The organism is Acinetobacter sp. CY81, from assembly GCF_059515925.1.
This window is the reverse complement of sequence record NZ_JCAKNC010000012.1, coordinates 14,758-30,415: the sequence shown is the minus strand read 5'-3', so window position 1 is coordinate 30,415 and position 15,658 is coordinate 14,758. Positions and strand designations below refer to the sequence as shown.

The following is a 15,658-nucleotide window of genomic DNA, read 5'->3' as shown; positions in this document are numbered from 1 at the left end:
AAAATAACAAGGAATAGATTATGGCTGGGTTGGCTCAGACAACGATCAATAAAATTTCTCAAAAATATAATCACTGGTTGCCTCGGGTGCCCAGTGAAATTACGCCTAGAAATGTACTGATTTTCTGTGTGATTGCATTGCTATGTATTGGAACGGTGATGGTGGGTTCGGCATCTATGCCGTATGCAGAGCGACTGCATGAAAATCCATTTCACTATCTCATTCGTCATGCGATTTCTATTGTCGTTGCATTTGTAGCAGCGTTGTTGGCATATCGTATCTCACTCAATACATGGTTTAAAAATACATTTCCATTGTGGTTAGTGACGATTGTTTTACTTATTACAGTATTAGTCATTGGTTCTGAGGTCAATGGTTCGACCCGTTGGATTCGTGTTGCTGGTTTTACCTTCCAGCCGACGGAAGCCGCCAAATTGATGATGGCAATTTTTACTGCGGATTATGTAGTACGCCGTGCGGAAGAAGTTCGAAACAACGTTAAAGGTTTAATTCGCTTAGGTGTGATTATGCTGTTAACCGTCGGTTTGATCATCGCGGAGCCTGACTTAGGGGCAACTGTAGTAATTGCACTGACCATGCTGGGTGTTTTCTTCTTAGCGGGTGCTCCACTGATTCAATTTGGTATTGCTCTAGGTGCGATTCTCGGTGCATTTGGTTTCTTGATTGTATTTGAGCCTTATCGTTTTGAACGGTTGATTTCATTTACTAACCCATGGGCAGATCCACTCGGTACGGGTTATCAGTTGACTAATGCGTTGATGGCATTTGGTCGAGGTGAGTGGTTCGGTGTTGGACTAGGGCATAGTATTCAAAAAATGTCTTATCTGCCTGAAGCACATACTGACTTTATGCTCGCTATTTTGGCTGAAGAGTTTGGCTTCTTTGGTATTACCACAGTGATGATTTTGTCATTCTTGATGGTTGCTGCATGTATCAAGATTGGTCATCGTGCGCTTAGACATCAGTACCTTCGTGCAGGATATTTGGCTTATGGCATTAGTATTATTTTCTTACTGCAAATCATTGTAAATGCAGGCATGAATTTGGGTATGTTACCAACCAAAGGTTTAACTTTGCCATTTATTAGTTATGGTGGTTCATCTTTGATTATGTGTGCTGTGATGGTCAGCCTTATGCTGAAAATTGATGCAACAACTCAAGAGAAGAATACCTCTAAGGAAGAATCAAGTTTCTAACCTGAACTGAATCTTAATCGTTTCATTAGACATATAAAAAGCAGAATCTCTATTGATTTAGATTCTGCTTTTTATTGGATATTTGAAATGTAAAAAGAATTTAAGGATGATTGGTTAAAACCATAGGTGGCATATGTGTTCCACAATTGAGACAGACCAATTGACCTGTTTTAGGTTTCGAGAGGGGAATCAACGGAATAAAAAACAGAGAAAAATAATTACGTTGTTGTTTTAGTTCATACGCACTATACGTTTTGCAGACTGGGCATAAAAACTGCCCTTTGTCCGTTTTTATGGTTTTAGGACCGATACCAAATATAAAAAACATATCAAACTCCTGATGAATAAAAGCATTCTAACTTGAATATTGATTTAAGCCGTCATTTCTAGAAAATTCGGATGAATAAACGATCTTGATTTAGATAATCATGAACATCGCTCCATATATGATTCTTGAGTGCATGAGTATTAAAAATTGAGAAGAGGATTGTACTTAGTTTGACATAGCGGTGTTAAAGCATCTGTATTAATCATTTATCCCCAAAATGAGGAAAATACTTGAGAATGATGGAATGAGTTACTGAATGGGAAGGTTTTATTCTTAGAGGGGAATTGAAAATGGATCAAGAATGTATTCAATGTTATTCAAACATACCTTGAATGGTTGTTCCTTTGGGAATACGGGTACGATCCCATTGATGGACAGCTTGAGCCAACATGCGCTCTGGTGTATCTATATCAACAGAATACTGCCCTAAAGCTTTGAGTGCTGCTAATAATAATTCAGGGGCTTGTTTAAGGTCTAAAGCTTGGGCGTGATTTTGTTTAGAAAGCTTATCACCACGATCATTCATCGCCAATGGTAGATGCATGTAAGTCATCTCAGGATAGTTTAATACACGCCCTAACCATATTTGACGCTCAGTGTTGTCTAAAAGATCTGATCCACGAACGACATGATTAATTCCTTGTAAATGATCATCGACCACAACTGCCAGTTGATAATTAATAATGCCATCACGACGCTTTAGGACAAAATCACCTAAGTCCTCTTTTAAGTTTGAACAATGCTGACCTTGTAAAAGATCAGTAAAACAGATCAACTCATCACTGACTTTGAGTCGAATTGCTTGCTGCTCAAAGGGGAGGTTTAAGTGCTGACAAGTGCCTTGATAGATATGATTTGAACCGAGCATCTTGCGTGTGCATTGGCATGCATACACCCAACCTTGTTGATGAAGTTGTTCTAGAATGGACTGGTAGAGATCGAGGCGATCTTTTTGAAAAATGATTTCGTGATCTGACTGGAGTGCGAAAGCATCTAGGCACTTGAGAATGTGATCTTCGCTGCCAGGATAGATACGTGGAAGGTCGGTATCTTCAATACGAACAATCCATTCACCCAGTTGGGATTTGGCTTCACAATAACTAGCAACCGCTGTAATCAGTGAACCAAAATGCAAAGGGCCGGTTGGCGATGGCGCAAACCGACCCCGATAAGCCACCACCTGATGTGACTCCTCCTTGTGTAACGGAGAAGTTAGGAGGGGATTAGTCGCAAACATATTAACCGTTGTTTTGCTTCTCTTTGATTTCAGCCAAAGTTTTGCAGTCAATACATAATGTTGCAGTTGGACGTGCTTCTAAACGACGCAGACCAATTTCGATACCACAAGTTTCACAGAAACCGTAATCATCATTTTTAATCGCTTCAATTGATTGCTCGATTTTACGAATCAATTTACGCTCACGATCACGAGTACGTAATTCAATTGCAAACTCTTCTTCTTGAGTTGCGCGATCATTAACGTCTGGAAGTGCAGTATTTTCATCTTGCATAGTGTTCAGAGTACGGTCTACTTCAGACATAAGCTCTTCTTTCCACGCCAATAAAATTTTGCGGAAATGTTCAAGCTGTCCTTCGGACATGTATTCTTCATTTTTTTTCGGCTGATAAGGCTCGATGCCAAATAGACTTGCTGTCGTACCACCTTCAGAAGTCTTTGGCTTGGTTTTACGCACACGTTTAGCTTTCTCTTCAACTACAGTGTTTGTATCGTCCAAGACTTGATTTTGGTTTTCATTCGCCATAAAGGGCATTCCTCATCATATACGTATATATGTGTACGTAAAAAATATGGTGATATCCAAATATTTTTATCGCTCCCGATAGATTGGAGCCATCGGGGGCGTCATCATATAGATTTTTTACTAAAGATGAAAGTGATGTATATCGGGTTTTATCTTTATACAAATCCATTTGGTCGAATAAACTAATCGAAATTTAACCAAAAGAAAAGCTAATATCCTGAAATATCTTGATTAATATGTTGTTTAAAGTGACTTAGTCGATGAACTTGCGTTTCAAAGGTACTATTGTCTTTTAAAAGTAAACATCTGTAACCAGGTGCAACACTATCTAAAGCAAAATCATAACTTTTGGGTTTAAATTGAACTGAAGTGGATGGCGTCGAGAGAAACTGGATCTGATTCCAAATATTCAACGAATCTTGATGCACATGCCCACAAATGACAGCGCGAATTTGTGAATACTCTGCCAAAACATTTTTCAGTTCATCACTGTTTTTAAGTTTATGTTGATCAATCCAGTGTGATTGCATATCAAGTGGGTGATGGTGACAAGCCACAATCACGTCATTCTGTTTAGTTTCATCTAAGAGTTCGCGTAAATGTTGCAGTTGCTCAGGTTGAATCCAACCATCAACTTTACCCGGAACTGCACTATTGAGCAGAATCACACGCCAATTACCAAAAGAGAGTACCCCAGGCATAGGCTCTGGCGTCAAAAATGGAAAATAGACTGCATTATCATGATTCCCCGGAATTTGATAAAACGGGATGTTCAAGCTTTGCATATACTTTTGATAACGTGCATAGGTCTCAGGTTTTGCAACCTGAGCCAAATCACCTGTGTGAATAATCGCATCAATATCTTGGTAATTTTTTAAAATGTCTTCAATCACAGCATGGAAGCTTTGCTCAGGATTCATTTTGACAAAAGTCGAACTGGCTTGATCCATCAAATGCGTATCGGTAATTTGAATGATGATTTTTTCAGTGGCTTGTTGTTTTTTTAATACTGTCATCGCATGTCACTCTATAAATTTGAGTTCAATGCAATGTGCTGTTTCAACCATTGCAGTGCCATAATCACAGGAGCATTTCTCAGCTGTCGTGATTTGAGTAATTCATCCAAATCAGCATAATTTAGAATATGAAGCTGAATATTTTCACCTTCATCTGGCATGCCGAAGATGCCACCTTGTTCCGGTAGTTCAGCTTGCGCGACATATAAATGGAAAATTTCATCACATGCACCTGCGGAAGGATAGAAGCTAAATACATGCTCTAGTTCATCAATCTGACAACCAGACTCTTCTAAACTTTCTCGACGAATGCAACTTTCAGGTGATTCATCGCCATCTAACACTCCCGCAATGATTTCAAGTTGCCAAGGAGAAACTTCATCATCAATCGCACCGATTCGGAATTGTTCAATTAAAGCGAACCGTTGTTGCTGATCATTATAGATGAGAACACCGGCAGCCTCTTTACGATGAATCAGTTCACGGTGAATGAGTGCGGTATATTCTGTTTGATTAAAAAGCTGATGGCGAATGCTGACTTTCTCAATTTGAATAAATCCTTTATAGAGGTATTCACGAGAATGAATTTCAAAATCTTTATTGTTATAAGTGGCTTGTTGAAGGATTTTCATTCGTCAAAAGTTAGGATGAAAGTATTCTTTTCATCCTAACCGAAGATTTTAGAAAGACAAATAAAAATTTATGAATTTATTGCTGTTGATACAACTTTTTTCCTTGTTTTTGATATTCCAGTTTCATGGTTTCCAAACCTATTTCTATTTCCTGACTGTTTTGCTCGGAATTCATCGCATCTTTTTGATTAAGCGCATAAGATCTCACATTTTGTGTAATTTTCATTGAGCAGAACTTAGGTCCACACATTGAACAAAAGTGTGCTGACTTATGTGCTTCCTTTGGCATGGTTTCATCATGCATAGATCGGGCAGTATCAGGGTCTAAACTGAGGTTGAACTGGTCTTCCCAACGGAACTCAAAACGTGCTTTTGATAATGCATTATCACGTACTTGAGCACCCGGATGCCCTTTGGCTAAATCAGCTGCATGTGCTGCGATTTTGTAGGTGATAATGCCATCTTTAACATCTTTTTTATTGGGTAGTCCCAAGTGTTCCTTTGGTGTGACATAACACAGCATCGCAGTGCCATACCAACCGATCATGGCTGCGCCAATCGCGGACGTAATATGGTCATAACCTGGGGCAATATCGGTTGTTAGCGGTCCAAGGGTATAGAATGGCGCTTCTTTACATACTTCCAGTTGCAAGTCCATGTTCTCCTTAATCATGTGCATAGGAACATGACCAGGTCCTTCAATCATCACTTGCACATCATGTTTCCATGCACGATGCGTGAGTTCACCTAAAGTTCTAAGTTCTGAAAATTGTGCTTCATCATTGGCATCTTGAATGCAGCCTGGGCGTAGACCATCTCCTAAGCTAAATGAGACATCATAAGCTTTCATAATCTCGCAGATGTCATCGAAATGGGTATAGAGCAAGTTTTCTTGATGATGAGCTAGGCACCACTGTGCCATGATCGAACCACCACGAGATACGATTCCTGTGAGACGATTTGCGGTTAGAGGTACGTATCTTAAAAGCACACCTGCATGAATCGTGAAGTAATCGACACCTTGTTCGGCCTGTTCAATCAGTGTGTCTCTGAAAATTTCCCAAGTGAGCTCTTCAGCAACTCCATCAACTTTTTCAAGCGCTTGATAAATCGGAACAGTACCAATCGGGACAGGGGAGTTACGAATAATCCATTCACGTGTTTCATGGATGTTTTTGCCTGTAGAGAGATCCATAATGGTGTCAGCACCCCAGCGGGTTGCCCACGTCATTTTCGAAACCTCTTCATCAATACTTGAACCCAAGGCGGAGTTACCGATGTTGGCATTAATTTTCACTAAAAAATTACGACCAATAATCATCGGTTCAATTTCAGGGTGGTTAATATTGGCTGGAATAATGGCACGCCCTTCGGCTACTTCTTTACGCACAAATTCAGGCGTGATTTGTCTTAAATTCTTAGCACCGAAGTTTTCACCCGCATGTTGACGGATATCAACACCTTCTAATTGTCTTTGATTCTCCCGAATAGCGATGTATTCCATCTCAGGCGTGATGATACCTTGTTTGGCATAATGCATTTGTGTGACATTTTGATCACGTTTAGCGCGACGTGGCTTTTGAATGTGTTTGAAGCGTATATCGGCAGTGCGAATATCTCTTAATCGTTCTTGCCCGAATTTAGAACTAAGTGTGTCTAAAATTTCGGTATCGTTACGTTGTTCGATCCAATTTTCACGAACGTTGGGTAAGCCCTTATTGAGATCAATCACGACATTGGGGTCGGTATACACACCAGATGTGTCATACACCATGATGGGTATATTTTTTTCACCACCCAAGCCTGTTGGCGTATCGGTTAAAGAAATTTCACGGACAGGGACTTGAATATCGGGTTGTGAGCCTTGGATATATACTTTGCGAGAGGCAGGTAAAATTCGAGTCAGGTCTTTAGCATCTTGCTCATGTTGAGCAGAAAGATCAGAAGAGGTGAGATTCGTTAATTGGTTCATTGCAATGATCCTTATGAATGACATCAACGAATCAAGCACGACCAAAAACGGTGGCGGATTTATCCCAAAAAAGATAAATGGAGGCATAGTTTTTAGATGGCTTGATTCCTACGCAGGTATTAACCTGATCAGGTTCAACGGTACTCACCCTCAAATGATGCAAAGCATATTTGGGTGATCTCAGCGAGTGTTTACTCGCGCTCCGTCAAGCGATGTGGAGATATTAGCATATCTCCAAAAGATATAATTTAAATTGTGTGATGGATTTAATCTGCTTTCAGATTGAGCAATTTGATTAAATCTTTGGTATGGTTTTCTTTAAAACGTTGAATGCCTTGCTGTGTTTCACTCATAAATAAATTGTACTCAGCTTGAGTTGCTTTAGCTTCATCTAACTGTGATTCAGTAAATGCATAATGATCAAAATAATCTAATAACTGCTGTGCTTTTTGTGCAGATGGCGAGTCAGCCTTAGAAAGTTTGACTATGGCTTTACGGGCTTCAGGGATCATCTCAACGCTATAATCATTAATTTCAAATACAGGTGTATTTTCTAAGCCTAAAAATAAATATTTTTCATAAAATGAGATTGTACTTTGAGCATCGTTAACGAAATGGCTTTCAGGATATTTCTTTAAATAATCCTCCCAAAAAATAATCCAACTACTTAATTGATCAAAAGAGACTGATAAGCCCGCATCTTTATCAATTGAGCCTTTAATTGCATTTTTTTGATCTGAGATTGCTTTGAGAAAGACTTGATCTGCTTGAGGGAGATGAGGTGCAAAAATCTCATAAGCATATTGTGGGCTTTGTGTAATTGCATAATCACCCTCGCCAAGGTTGTAGGGTGCGAGATATAAATCTTTTTGATGATCAATGATGAAATTTTCTTGATCTGTCATATTAGACCGCATTTGCTTGAGCTGAGTTTCAGTTAATGTATTGCCATCGTTGGAAACTTGACGGATATAATTGCTGACATTTTCAGGAAGTTTAGATATTTGAACGGTATAAATTTTATCAGTTTCACTGAGCCACTGGTAACGTTGCTCTAAGTCTACAGAAGCTAAACATCGTTGAAATTGTTTATTTAAACTGAGTAAATGTTGTGGTGAAAATTGTTGTTTTAACAGCTTAATATTGGCATCGACGGTGTCACATGATTCCGCTGTTAATTTTTGATTTTCAGCCGTTAGATTAGCTTTTACATGATTTTCTAAGTTCTGATCCGAGGATTCAGAAGTCTTTGCTGAGTTAGGGACGGAACTCTCTTTTTGACAGGCAGTTAAGCCTAAAAAAACGATCATAAAGAACAGTATGGATTTTTTATTATTAAGCATAGTTATGATTGAATATTGATAATTAAGTCAATATTAAACGATATTTTGAGTTTTGATCAGTACTCAAAATACAATCAAAGCACGCATCAAGGTCAAACAGTAATGGATTCTAATCAAGAAATGATTAAATTAATTAGAACGACAAATGGCATCAGTAAAACAGTTCCTTGATTGAACTTGGTTTAAATCAATCGGCTTTAACTTTAGATATTGGATGAGCTGAACCTGTGGCGTTGTATTTTCCGTATTTGAAGACACTAATTTATGACGCTGATCGCTGCTTAAATCAATAAATTTGAGAAAGCGACGGGCCTGTTTTGCCAATGGACTATTTTTATGTGTAGCCAGTTGCTCAATTTCACTTAAGGTCGACGGTTGAATATCGATAGCACCTTCAAAATTGATCGATACAGGCGAATCAGCTAAACCAATAAAGAAAAAATAACTATAGGCATTGAGCAAATACTCAGCATCTTTTTTTAATGGGCTTTGAGGATATTTTTTTAGGTAAGATTCCCAAAATAATGCTCTTTTTAATGTTTCTTGCGGTGAAATCATTAAGGTATTTTTATTAAAAGTGGCAGTTTGATTCTGCTGACCTAATTCAATCATGAAGGCTTTTTCAGCTTCAGGAAAGTAAGGTGCGAACACTTTGGCTAAGTATTGAGAATTACGTGTATATGCTGTTTTTCCAGCGCCAAGGTCACTTAGTTCAATATATGCTTGCCCTTTGTGTCGAAGCAAATATTGATCACGAGTATGAAGCTGTTCGATGTGACTTTGATGAATGGTTGGAAATGGGGATTGGTCAAAAGCATATTGATCAAATGCACGTTGTTGCTCGGGTGTTCGATCAACAGTTAAAAAATTGGCGTACATTTGATCGGCCATTTTCATTAAATGCTTTTGTTCTTCAACAGAAATAATCGGTAAGCATAAGCGAATATCACGGTTGATTTCTTCCAATGCAAAAGTCGTACGTTGCGCCGACATTGCCCCCATTTCTTTTTTTAAATTGTGACAGATTGCATCTACATCGGGGACAACTAAGCTGGCCTTTTGTTGTTGTTTGATATCTGCTTTTACATCTTCAGGTAGAATGGGTTTATTACATGCGCTTAACATGGCACAAAGTGACACCATGAGAATCATCGGATGAGAGTAAAGACGTGTAAAATTTAAATTCATTTGACCATCGAAGATGAATTGAAAAGCGTTGAGTGATGCTTAATTGTTGCTGATGGTAGCGTGATTCAATGAAATAAATTGTATCTAATTCGCAATAAATGGTTAATTAAGAAACATATTTTGCATCAATCTGGTGGTATTTATGTCACTGTTTGTTGGAACGTCATTAGAACGAAATAAATTAATAAAAATGATACGCAAAAAGATTATGTTGGCATTAATATCAATGCTAAATGAAACGCAAAGATTATTTTATTCAAGTGCTTAAGGCTATGTAAAAAAATGATGAAAAGAACCTTAGTCCTCACAAGCTTATTTTTACTTAGTCCGCTCAGTTCTGCTTTGGATTTGGTCGAGGCTTACGAACGTGCTAAAAATGCCGATCCAAATTGGCAAGCTAATCTTTATCAATATCAAGCTGATCAACTGGATGTGGGTGTCGCTAGAGGGTATTTACTCCCGACAGTGACTGTTTCGGGGAATGTTACGCGTAAACATCAAGATCTAAATGAATCGAATAATAGTGGTGCATTTGCTGGCTCAAATCTCATGAGTAGCACCTCAACGACGAAGCAGGCAGCGATTACTGCGCGCCAACCGATTTTCCGTGTAGATGCTTGGCAGGGCTATAAACAAGTCAAGACTTCTGTTCAACTCAGTGAAGTTAATTTAAAACTTCAACGTCAGCAGCATCTACTCAATGTTTCAGATGCTTATTTTAATGTACTTCGGCAACAGAGCTTAACTGCGACCAATGCTCAAGAAGAGAAGGCCCTGTTAGAACAACTTAATACGATGAATGCTAAGCTGCGTGAAGGACTGGTTGCCAAAAGCGATGTCAGTGAAGCCAATGCTCAATATCAAAATGCACGTGCTAATCGTATTGCGACAGGAGTTCAATTAATATTGGCTCAAGAGCAATTGGCACAATTGATTGGACCATATCAAGAAAAACTCGCGGTATTACGTGACGATTTTCAATATCAAAAACCGATTCCAAATGTTTTAAATGAATGGGTGGATTTAGCGCAAAATCAAAATCTGGATATTCAGCAAGCTCGTTTACAACTGCAATATGCCAATGATCAACGCCGTGTTGAGCAAGCTGCAATTTATCCGCAAATTGATGCTGTGGCGACTTATGGGTATAACGCGCAAAGCCCTAAAACCATGATTTCAAGTGATGGGCAGTTTGACCAAGTCGGTGTGGAAATGAATTGGAATGTATTCACTGGTGGTCGAACCAAAACTAATATTGAGAAATCTAAAAAAATAGTTCAAAAATCAGATGCACAGTTAGATGCAGCAGTTCGTAAAGCTAATACTGATGTCAAAAAATCATATTTGCAGGTTGAAACTGATCAGGCAACCTTACAAGCACGTAAGGCTGCAATGGAGTCATCTGCATTGGTTTCCAAAGCATCAAAAGCTCAATATGATGAAGGCTTGAAAAATATGGTAGATGTACTTTTAGCGCAACGAAATGCATTTTCAACCAAGCAAGAGTTCGTCAATGCTCAATATGATTATGTCATGAATGTTTTGAAATTGAAGGCATCTGTCGGGCAGCTGAATGAAGAGGAAATTCGTCAAATGAATGCTTGGCTGATCCATAAATAACGAGATAGAGAATATTTATTTCTATGTGAATAGAACTAAATACCAGAGCAATAATAACAATTACACCTATCATTTAAGAGCAAGAGGATATGAATCCAAGCTGTACTGCTTCCTGTCATAAATTGTTCATAATTTGGGTGTTTAATACGGCTTTAAAATAGCAGAGTTGTAGTATTTACTCACTTTGTCATAATGAATTGTTATAAACAGAAGTACATCGTGTGGAGTAAAGCATCTTGAGTCCAAGTAACCCTATTCTTAGCCATCATATTTCTTCTCAATTTAATGAAGATTTACAGGATGTGCACACCAAATTTATGACCATGGGTGGCTTGGTAGAGCAACAAGTTGCAAATGCAGTTCATGCATTGTTGGACACCAATGTGAATTTAGCCGTTGATGTTCAGTTCCAAGATAATGCTGTCAATCAATACGAACGTGAAATTGATGAAGGCCTAACCTTGATTTTGGTACGTCGTCATCCTGCAGCAAGTGATTTGCGCATGGTGATTGCTATGTCAAAAGCCAATACTGATTTAGAGCGTATTGGTGACGAAGCAGCAAAAATTGCACGTATTGCGCAAAACTTATGTGAGGAAGGTGAGTCGCCACGTGGGTATATGGAAACTCGTCATATTGGCAATCAGGTTCGTGTCATGATTCATGATGCGCTGGATGCTTTTGCACGAGTGGATGCAGAGCAAGCTTTGAAAGTTTTATTAGCAGATGCTGATATTGATCGTGAGTATCAATCGGCTACACGTACGCTGATGACGTATATGATCGAAGATCCACGTCACATTTCTCGTGTATTAAACGTAATGTGGGTGTTACGTTCACTAGAGCGTATTGGTGATCATGCTCGTAATATTTCTGAGCAAGTAATTTATATGGCAAAAGGTTTTGATGTGCGCCATACCAGCGTTGAAGAGATTGAAGAAAAGGTTCAAGGCGGTCATTAATCCGATTGAATGTAAAAAGCCTCAATTTTATTGAGGCTTTTTTATATCTAAAGTTTATCCATTGAAGTAAAGGCTTATAAATTTCATAGCATGATAAAAATGGAAATGAATCGCAAATTTTAGACAAAAAAATTCCTAGATTTTGGGGGAAATCTAGGAAGGAAAACTGAATCTTTTATTAAGGGATCAGTGTAATATTATCAACTGTGTTAAATTTTACATTAACTCAATCTTTTGTGATGAAATTAATATAACGCGTTTTAATGTAATCGTCAGCTTGCTTATTGTGTAACTATGTAAAGATAAGCAACTTTAATGTAAATTTAACTTGTTGATTAGATTTAATAAATACTTAAAATAATGTCATGATTTGACCTTGACAAGGTTTGTCTTAAGTACTCTTCATATTCAATATATTATTCCAGCTTTAACCGTTTGGTAAATTAATCTTAGGTCGAATAATTTAGTCTTGTAGATGAGACTATTAAGCAAAGTTATGCATTTCAGCGATTCAGAGTTGTAGCGAATTGTCCTGTGAGATAAGTGAGTAAATCACTTTGATAAGGTTTATTTTTACACGAAGGCAGGCTTCTCGTGTTGTGATATGGCAATGCTGCATAAATAAAAAAGAGACTCAAAAGAATCTCTTTTTTATTTAAAGTCTACGCACACCTTCGGTGTTTGTCTCTTGCGTAAAGCTTAAAGCAAACCCTTAAGTTTTACTCAGGCTTTAGACCTTCAGCTTTTTCAAGGCTTTCATCATTACTGAAAAATTTCTCACGTTGCTCTTCAAGAAACTTTTTAGCATCAGGTTCAAACACGTTTAAACGCTTTTCATTGATCAGCGTGGTTTGGTGTTTAAGCCATTCTTGCCAAGCTTGTTTAGACACAGTATCAAATAATTCTTGACCCTTTGCACCTGGGAAGGGAGCAAAGTCTAAAGCATCCATTTCAGTTTGATACTTACGGCAAAATACTTGTCGAGTCATACTGAGTTCCTTAAGCGTAAAGAGTTTCTAAGCGCGCATGAGCACGTTCGATTGCTGCTGCAACTTGCGCAGGTGCAGTACCACCAATGTGATTACGTGCATTGACAGATGCTTCAAGTGTTAATGCTTCTTCAAATACATCTGCTTGAATTAAATTAGAAAATTGCTGTAATTGTTCAAGCGTGAGCTCAGATAAATCTTTCGATTCTTGAACACCAAGAGCAACGGCTTTACCAACAATCTCATGTGCATCACGAAATGCAACACCATTTTTAACAAGGTAATCTGCAAGGTCAGTTGCTGTAGAAAAGCCACGTAGTGCTGCTTCACGCATAATTTCGATGTTAGGTACAAGCGCAGGGATCATATCTGCAAATGCCATTAAACAACCACGAACGGTATCAATCGCATCAAACAAAGGTTCTTTGTCTTCTTGGTTGTCTTTGTTATACGCCAAAGGTTGACCTTTCATTAGCGTTAACAAACTCATCAAATCGCCATAAACACGACCTGTTTTACCGCGCACAAGTTCTGGAACATCTGGATTTTTCTTCTGCGGCATAATAGAAGAACCTGTGCAGAAGCGATCTGGAATGTTTACAAACTTAAATTGTGCAGATGTCCAAAGAATCAGTTCTTCTGACATACGAGACAAATGCATCATGATTAAAGATGCTGCTGCATTAAACTCGATACCAAAATCACGGTCAGATACTGCATCTAGTGAATTTTCAGCAACTGCTTCAAAACCTAAAAGTTCAGCAGTATAGGCACGATCGATTGGATACGTTGTACCCGCAAGTGCAGCAGAACCTAAAGGCATACGATTGGTGCGTTTACGGCAGTCGATTAAACGTTCAGAATCACGTACTAGCATTTCAAACCAAGCCATCAAATGGTGACCAAATGTCACAGGCTGTGCAGTTTGAAGATGGGTGAAACCAGGCATGATTGTATGGGTGTTCTGAGTTGCAAGACTCAAAATACCTTTTTGTAATTTTTGTAATAATTGCAAAATCGCATCAATTTCATCACGGACATAAAGGCGAATGTCTGTTGCCACTTGGTCGTTACGGCTACGACCAGTGTGTAATTTTTTACCCGTGATGCCAATGCGTTGAGTTAAACGAGACTCAATGTTCATGTGCACATCTTCTAAATCAATGCGCCATTCAAAATGACCAGCTTCAATATCTGCTTTAATTGCAGTTAAGCCTTCGATAATGTCATCACGTTCTTGATTGGTCAGTACGCCTACTTTTGCAAGCATCGTTGCATGTGCAATAGAACCTGCAATATCTTGTTTATAAAAGCGTTGGTCAAATTGAACAGATGCTGTAAATTCAGCAACAAAAGCATCAGTCGCTTCAGAAAAACGACCGCCCCACATACCCGAAGTTTGAGTTTGTGACGGATTTGAGGAATGAGAAGAAGTGGTCATGAGAGCTCAATAAACTTTAAAGCAGTAATTTGAATCAGAGTATAGCAAATTCAACTTCACTTGCCGAAGCCTTGAACAACGATAATTCAGTAAATGATGAAAAGGGTATAATGCATTTAAATTTTTTTAAGTCAATTGGGGAACGGCAATATTTAGTTGAGCTTTTTATTGCCAGTATCGTTTTGTCGCTATTGTTGTCACTTGCAGAAGCGCAGTCTTGGCAAAATGTGCAATGGGGACATGTCATTTCTTATATTCTTTACATCAATTGGGTGATTTTAGCTTTTGTCGCTGCTGTAGATGTATTGCAAAAGAAATTAAGATCGATTTCTCCATTACAGGCAGTCGTGATTGGTTTTGTATTATTACAAGTGATTATTTTGCTCAGTAGCACCGTATTAAATATGGTGATCTATTATGGTCGAAATTTTTCCTTACAAAATTTTTCTTATCAAGTTTTAATAAATCAACTGGTGTTACACAGCAGTTATGGGGTGCTGCTTGGTGCATTTTGTTTAAGATATATTTATGTGCGAGATGAGTGGTTGAAACAGCAAAATAGTGAATTGAACGCCAAGGTTCAAGCCCTCCAGGCGCGTATTCATCCACATTTTTTGTTCAATAGTTTAAACAGTGTGGTGAGCTTGATTGGTAGTGATCCAGATAAGGCTGAACAAATGTTGATCGACTTGTCTCGCTTATTCCGCGCCAGTTTCAAAGAGATGAAATTGGTGTCCTTAAAAGAAGAAATAGAACTGTGTAAACACTATTTGTCAATTGAAAAAATACGTTTGGGTGGGCGTTTAGAGGTGGAGTGGAACATTCAACAACCACAACTATTGCAAGAGGCTTTGATCCCACTTTTAACCTTACAGCCTCTGATTGAAAACAGTATTTTTCATGGGGTTGAGAAAAAGATGATCGATGGCAAAATTGGGATACTGGTTGAAATATTGCAAAATCAAGTCACTATAGTCATTACCAACCCATTTATTGCAGATAAAATAGCAATGAGGGAGAGTAATGGCATTGCTTTAGATAATGTAAAGCAGAGATTGAAAGCGCACTTTGGATATCAGGTTCAATTTCGAAGTCATACAGGAAATGGAATTTTCACGACCTTTGTCCAATACCGATATAAGTAGAAAATTCAAGTTAACAGATTAAAATAAACAGCGTTAACTCAA

Annotated in this window: 14 protein-coding genes and 1 riboswitch; of the genes, 4 read left to right on the top strand and 10 right to left on the bottom strand. The window is 38.3% G+C overall.

Annotation, left to right across the window (positions count from 1 at the left end; all coding sequences use genetic code 11):
• The first annotated feature begins 20 nt into the window (after window positions 1-20).
• Window positions 21-1,217: a putative lipid II flippase FtsW gene (gene ftsW / locus AC5YDM_RS12620; RefSeq protein WP_496152437.1), complete on the top strand. Its 1,197-nt coding sequence runs from the start codon at window positions 21-23 to the stop codon at window positions 1,215-1,217.
• 100 nt (window positions 1,218-1,317) lie between these two features.
• On the opposite strand, the gene AC5YDM_RS12615 is transcribed toward ftsW, so the two are convergent.
• The 8 genes from AC5YDM_RS12615 to AC5YDM_RS12580 form a co-directional block, all read right to left on the bottom strand.
• A complete protein-coding gene (locus AC5YDM_RS12615) occupies window positions 1,318-1,545 on the bottom strand; it encodes a zinc-ribbon domain-containing protein (RefSeq protein WP_496152436.1) in 228 nt (75 codons plus the stop codon).
• A 313-nt stretch (window positions 1,546-1,858) separates the two neighbouring features.
• Window positions 1,859-2,722 carry a tRNA glutamyl-Q(34) synthetase GluQRS gene (gene gluQRS, locus AC5YDM_RS12610; protein ID WP_496152435.1) on the bottom strand — a complete coding sequence of 288 codons (864 nt, stop codon included), beginning with the start codon at window positions 2,720-2,722 and terminating at the stop codon, window positions 1,859-1,861.
• A 61-nt stretch (window positions 2,723-2,783) separates the two neighbouring features.
• Window positions 2,784-3,308 carry an RNA polymerase-binding protein DksA gene (gene dksA / locus AC5YDM_RS12605; protein WP_496152434.1) on the bottom strand — a complete coding sequence of 175 codons (525 nt, stop codon included), beginning with the start codon at window positions 3,306-3,308 and terminating at the stop codon, window positions 2,784-2,786.
• A gap of 209 nt (window positions 3,309-3,517) precedes the next feature.
• The gene (gene cpdA, locus AC5YDM_RS12600) at window positions 3,518-4,324 is read right to left on the bottom strand and encodes a 3',5'-cyclic-AMP phosphodiesterase (protein ID WP_496152433.1); all 807 of its coding nucleotides are present in this window, start codon (window positions 4,322-4,324) and stop codon (window positions 3,518-3,520) included.
• An 11-nt stretch (window positions 4,325-4,335) separates the two neighbouring features.
• Window positions 4,336-4,956, bottom strand: a complete 621-nt coding sequence (locus AC5YDM_RS12595) for an NUDIX domain-containing protein (protein WP_496152432.1) — start codon at window positions 4,954-4,956, stop codon at window positions 4,336-4,338.
• 76 nt (window positions 4,957-5,032) lie between these two features.
• Window positions 5,033-6,928, bottom strand: coding sequence for a phosphomethylpyrimidine synthase ThiC (gene thiC / locus AC5YDM_RS12590; protein WP_496152431.1), 1,896 nt, complete (start codon window positions 6,926-6,928; stop codon window positions 5,033-5,035).
• Between the two features lie 88 nt (window positions 6,929-7,016).
• Window positions 7,017-7,143, bottom strand: a riboswitch (TPP riboswitch).
• Window positions 7,144-7,194: 51 nt separating this feature from the next.
• Window positions 7,195-8,238 carry a hypothetical protein gene (locus tag AC5YDM_RS12585; RefSeq protein ID WP_496152430.1) on the bottom strand — a complete coding sequence of 348 codons (1,044 nt, stop codon included), beginning with the start codon at window positions 8,236-8,238 and terminating at the stop codon, window positions 7,195-7,197.
• A gap of 162 nt (window positions 8,239-8,400) precedes the next feature.
• The gene (locus AC5YDM_RS12580) at window positions 8,401-9,459 is read right to left on the bottom strand and encodes a hypothetical protein (protein ID WP_496152429.1); all 1,059 of its coding nucleotides are present in this window, start codon (window positions 9,457-9,459) and stop codon (window positions 8,401-8,403) included.
• 285 nt (window positions 9,460-9,744) lie between these two features.
• Here AC5YDM_RS12580 and abuO point away from each other — a divergent pair, with 285 nt between their 5' ends.
• The gene (gene abuO / locus AC5YDM_RS12575) at window positions 9,745-11,079 is read left to right on the top strand and encodes a multidrug efflux outer membrane protein AbuO (RefSeq protein WP_496152494.1); all 1,335 of its coding nucleotides are present in this window, start codon (window positions 9,745-9,747) and stop codon (window positions 11,077-11,079) included.
• Window positions 11,080-11,315: 236 nt separating this feature from the next.
• Window positions 11,316-12,041 (top strand): phosphate signaling complex protein PhoU, encoded by a 726-nt coding sequence (gene phoU / locus AC5YDM_RS12570; RefSeq protein ID WP_496152428.1) that lies wholly within the window; start codon window positions 11,316-11,318, stop codon window positions 12,039-12,041.
• 719 nt (window positions 12,042-12,760) lie between these two features.
• Here phoU and AC5YDM_RS12565 read toward each other — a convergent pair.
• Together AC5YDM_RS12565 and argH are read right to left on the bottom strand one after the other, a co-directional pair.
• Window positions 12,761-13,030: an oxidative damage protection protein gene (locus tag AC5YDM_RS12565; RefSeq protein ID WP_496152427.1), complete on the bottom strand. Its 270-nt coding sequence runs from the start codon at window positions 13,028-13,030 to the stop codon at window positions 12,761-12,763.
• A 10-nt stretch (window positions 13,031-13,040) separates the two neighbouring features.
• Window positions 13,041-14,471, bottom strand: coding sequence for an argininosuccinate lyase (gene argH, locus AC5YDM_RS12560; protein ID WP_496152426.1), 1,431 nt, complete (start codon window positions 14,469-14,471; stop codon window positions 13,041-13,043).
• 134 nt (window positions 14,472-14,605) lie between these two features.
• Here argH and AC5YDM_RS12555 point away from each other — a divergent pair, with 134 nt between their 5' ends.
• Window positions 14,606-15,616 carry a sensor histidine kinase gene (locus AC5YDM_RS12555; RefSeq protein WP_496152493.1) on the top strand — a complete coding sequence of 337 codons (1,011 nt, stop codon included), beginning with the start codon at window positions 14,606-14,608 and terminating at the stop codon, window positions 15,614-15,616.
• The last annotated feature ends 42 nt before the right edge of the window (window positions 15,617-15,658 follow it).

Bases quoted from the DNA above. Each gene is read 5' to 3' on its own strand.
- AC5YDM_RS12565 (WP_496152427.1), bottom strand. From the start codon at position 13,030: ATGACTCGACAAGTATTTTGCCGTAAGTATCAAACTGAAATGGATGCT.
- abuO (WP_496152494.1), top strand. From the start codon at position 9,745: ATGAAAAGAACCTTAGTCCTCACAAGCTTATTTTTACTTAGTCCGCTC.
- cpdA (WP_496152433.1), bottom strand. From the start codon at position 4,324: ATGACAGTATTAAAAAAACAACAAGCCACTGAAAAAATCATCATTCAA.
- AC5YDM_RS12585 (WP_496152430.1), bottom strand. From the start codon at position 8,238: ATGATCGTTTTTTTAGGCTTAACTGCCTGTCAAAAAGAGAGTTCCGTC.
- dksA (WP_496152434.1), bottom strand. From the start codon at position 3,308: ATGGCGAATGAAAACCAAAATCAAGTCTTGGACGATACAAACACTGTA.
- thiC (WP_496152431.1), bottom strand. From the start codon at position 6,928: ATGAACCAATTAACGAATCTCACCTCTTCTGATCTTTCTGCTCAACAT.
- AC5YDM_RS12580 (WP_496152429.1), bottom strand. From the start codon at position 9,459: ATGAATTTAAATTTTACACGTCTTTACTCTCATCCGATGATTCTCATG.
- AC5YDM_RS12615 (WP_496152436.1), bottom strand. From the start codon at position 1,545: ATGTTTTTTATATTTGGTATCGGTCCTAAAACCATAAAAACGGACAAA.
- AC5YDM_RS12595 (WP_496152432.1), bottom strand. From the start codon at position 4,956: ATGAAAATCCTTCAACAAGCCACTTATAACAATAAAGATTTTGAAATT.
- argH (WP_496152426.1), bottom strand. From the start codon at position 14,471: ATGACCACTTCTTCTCATTCCTCAAATCCGTCACAAACTCAAACTTCG.
- ftsW (WP_496152437.1), top strand. From the start codon at position 21: ATGGCTGGGTTGGCTCAGACAACGATCAATAAAATTTCTCAAAAATAT.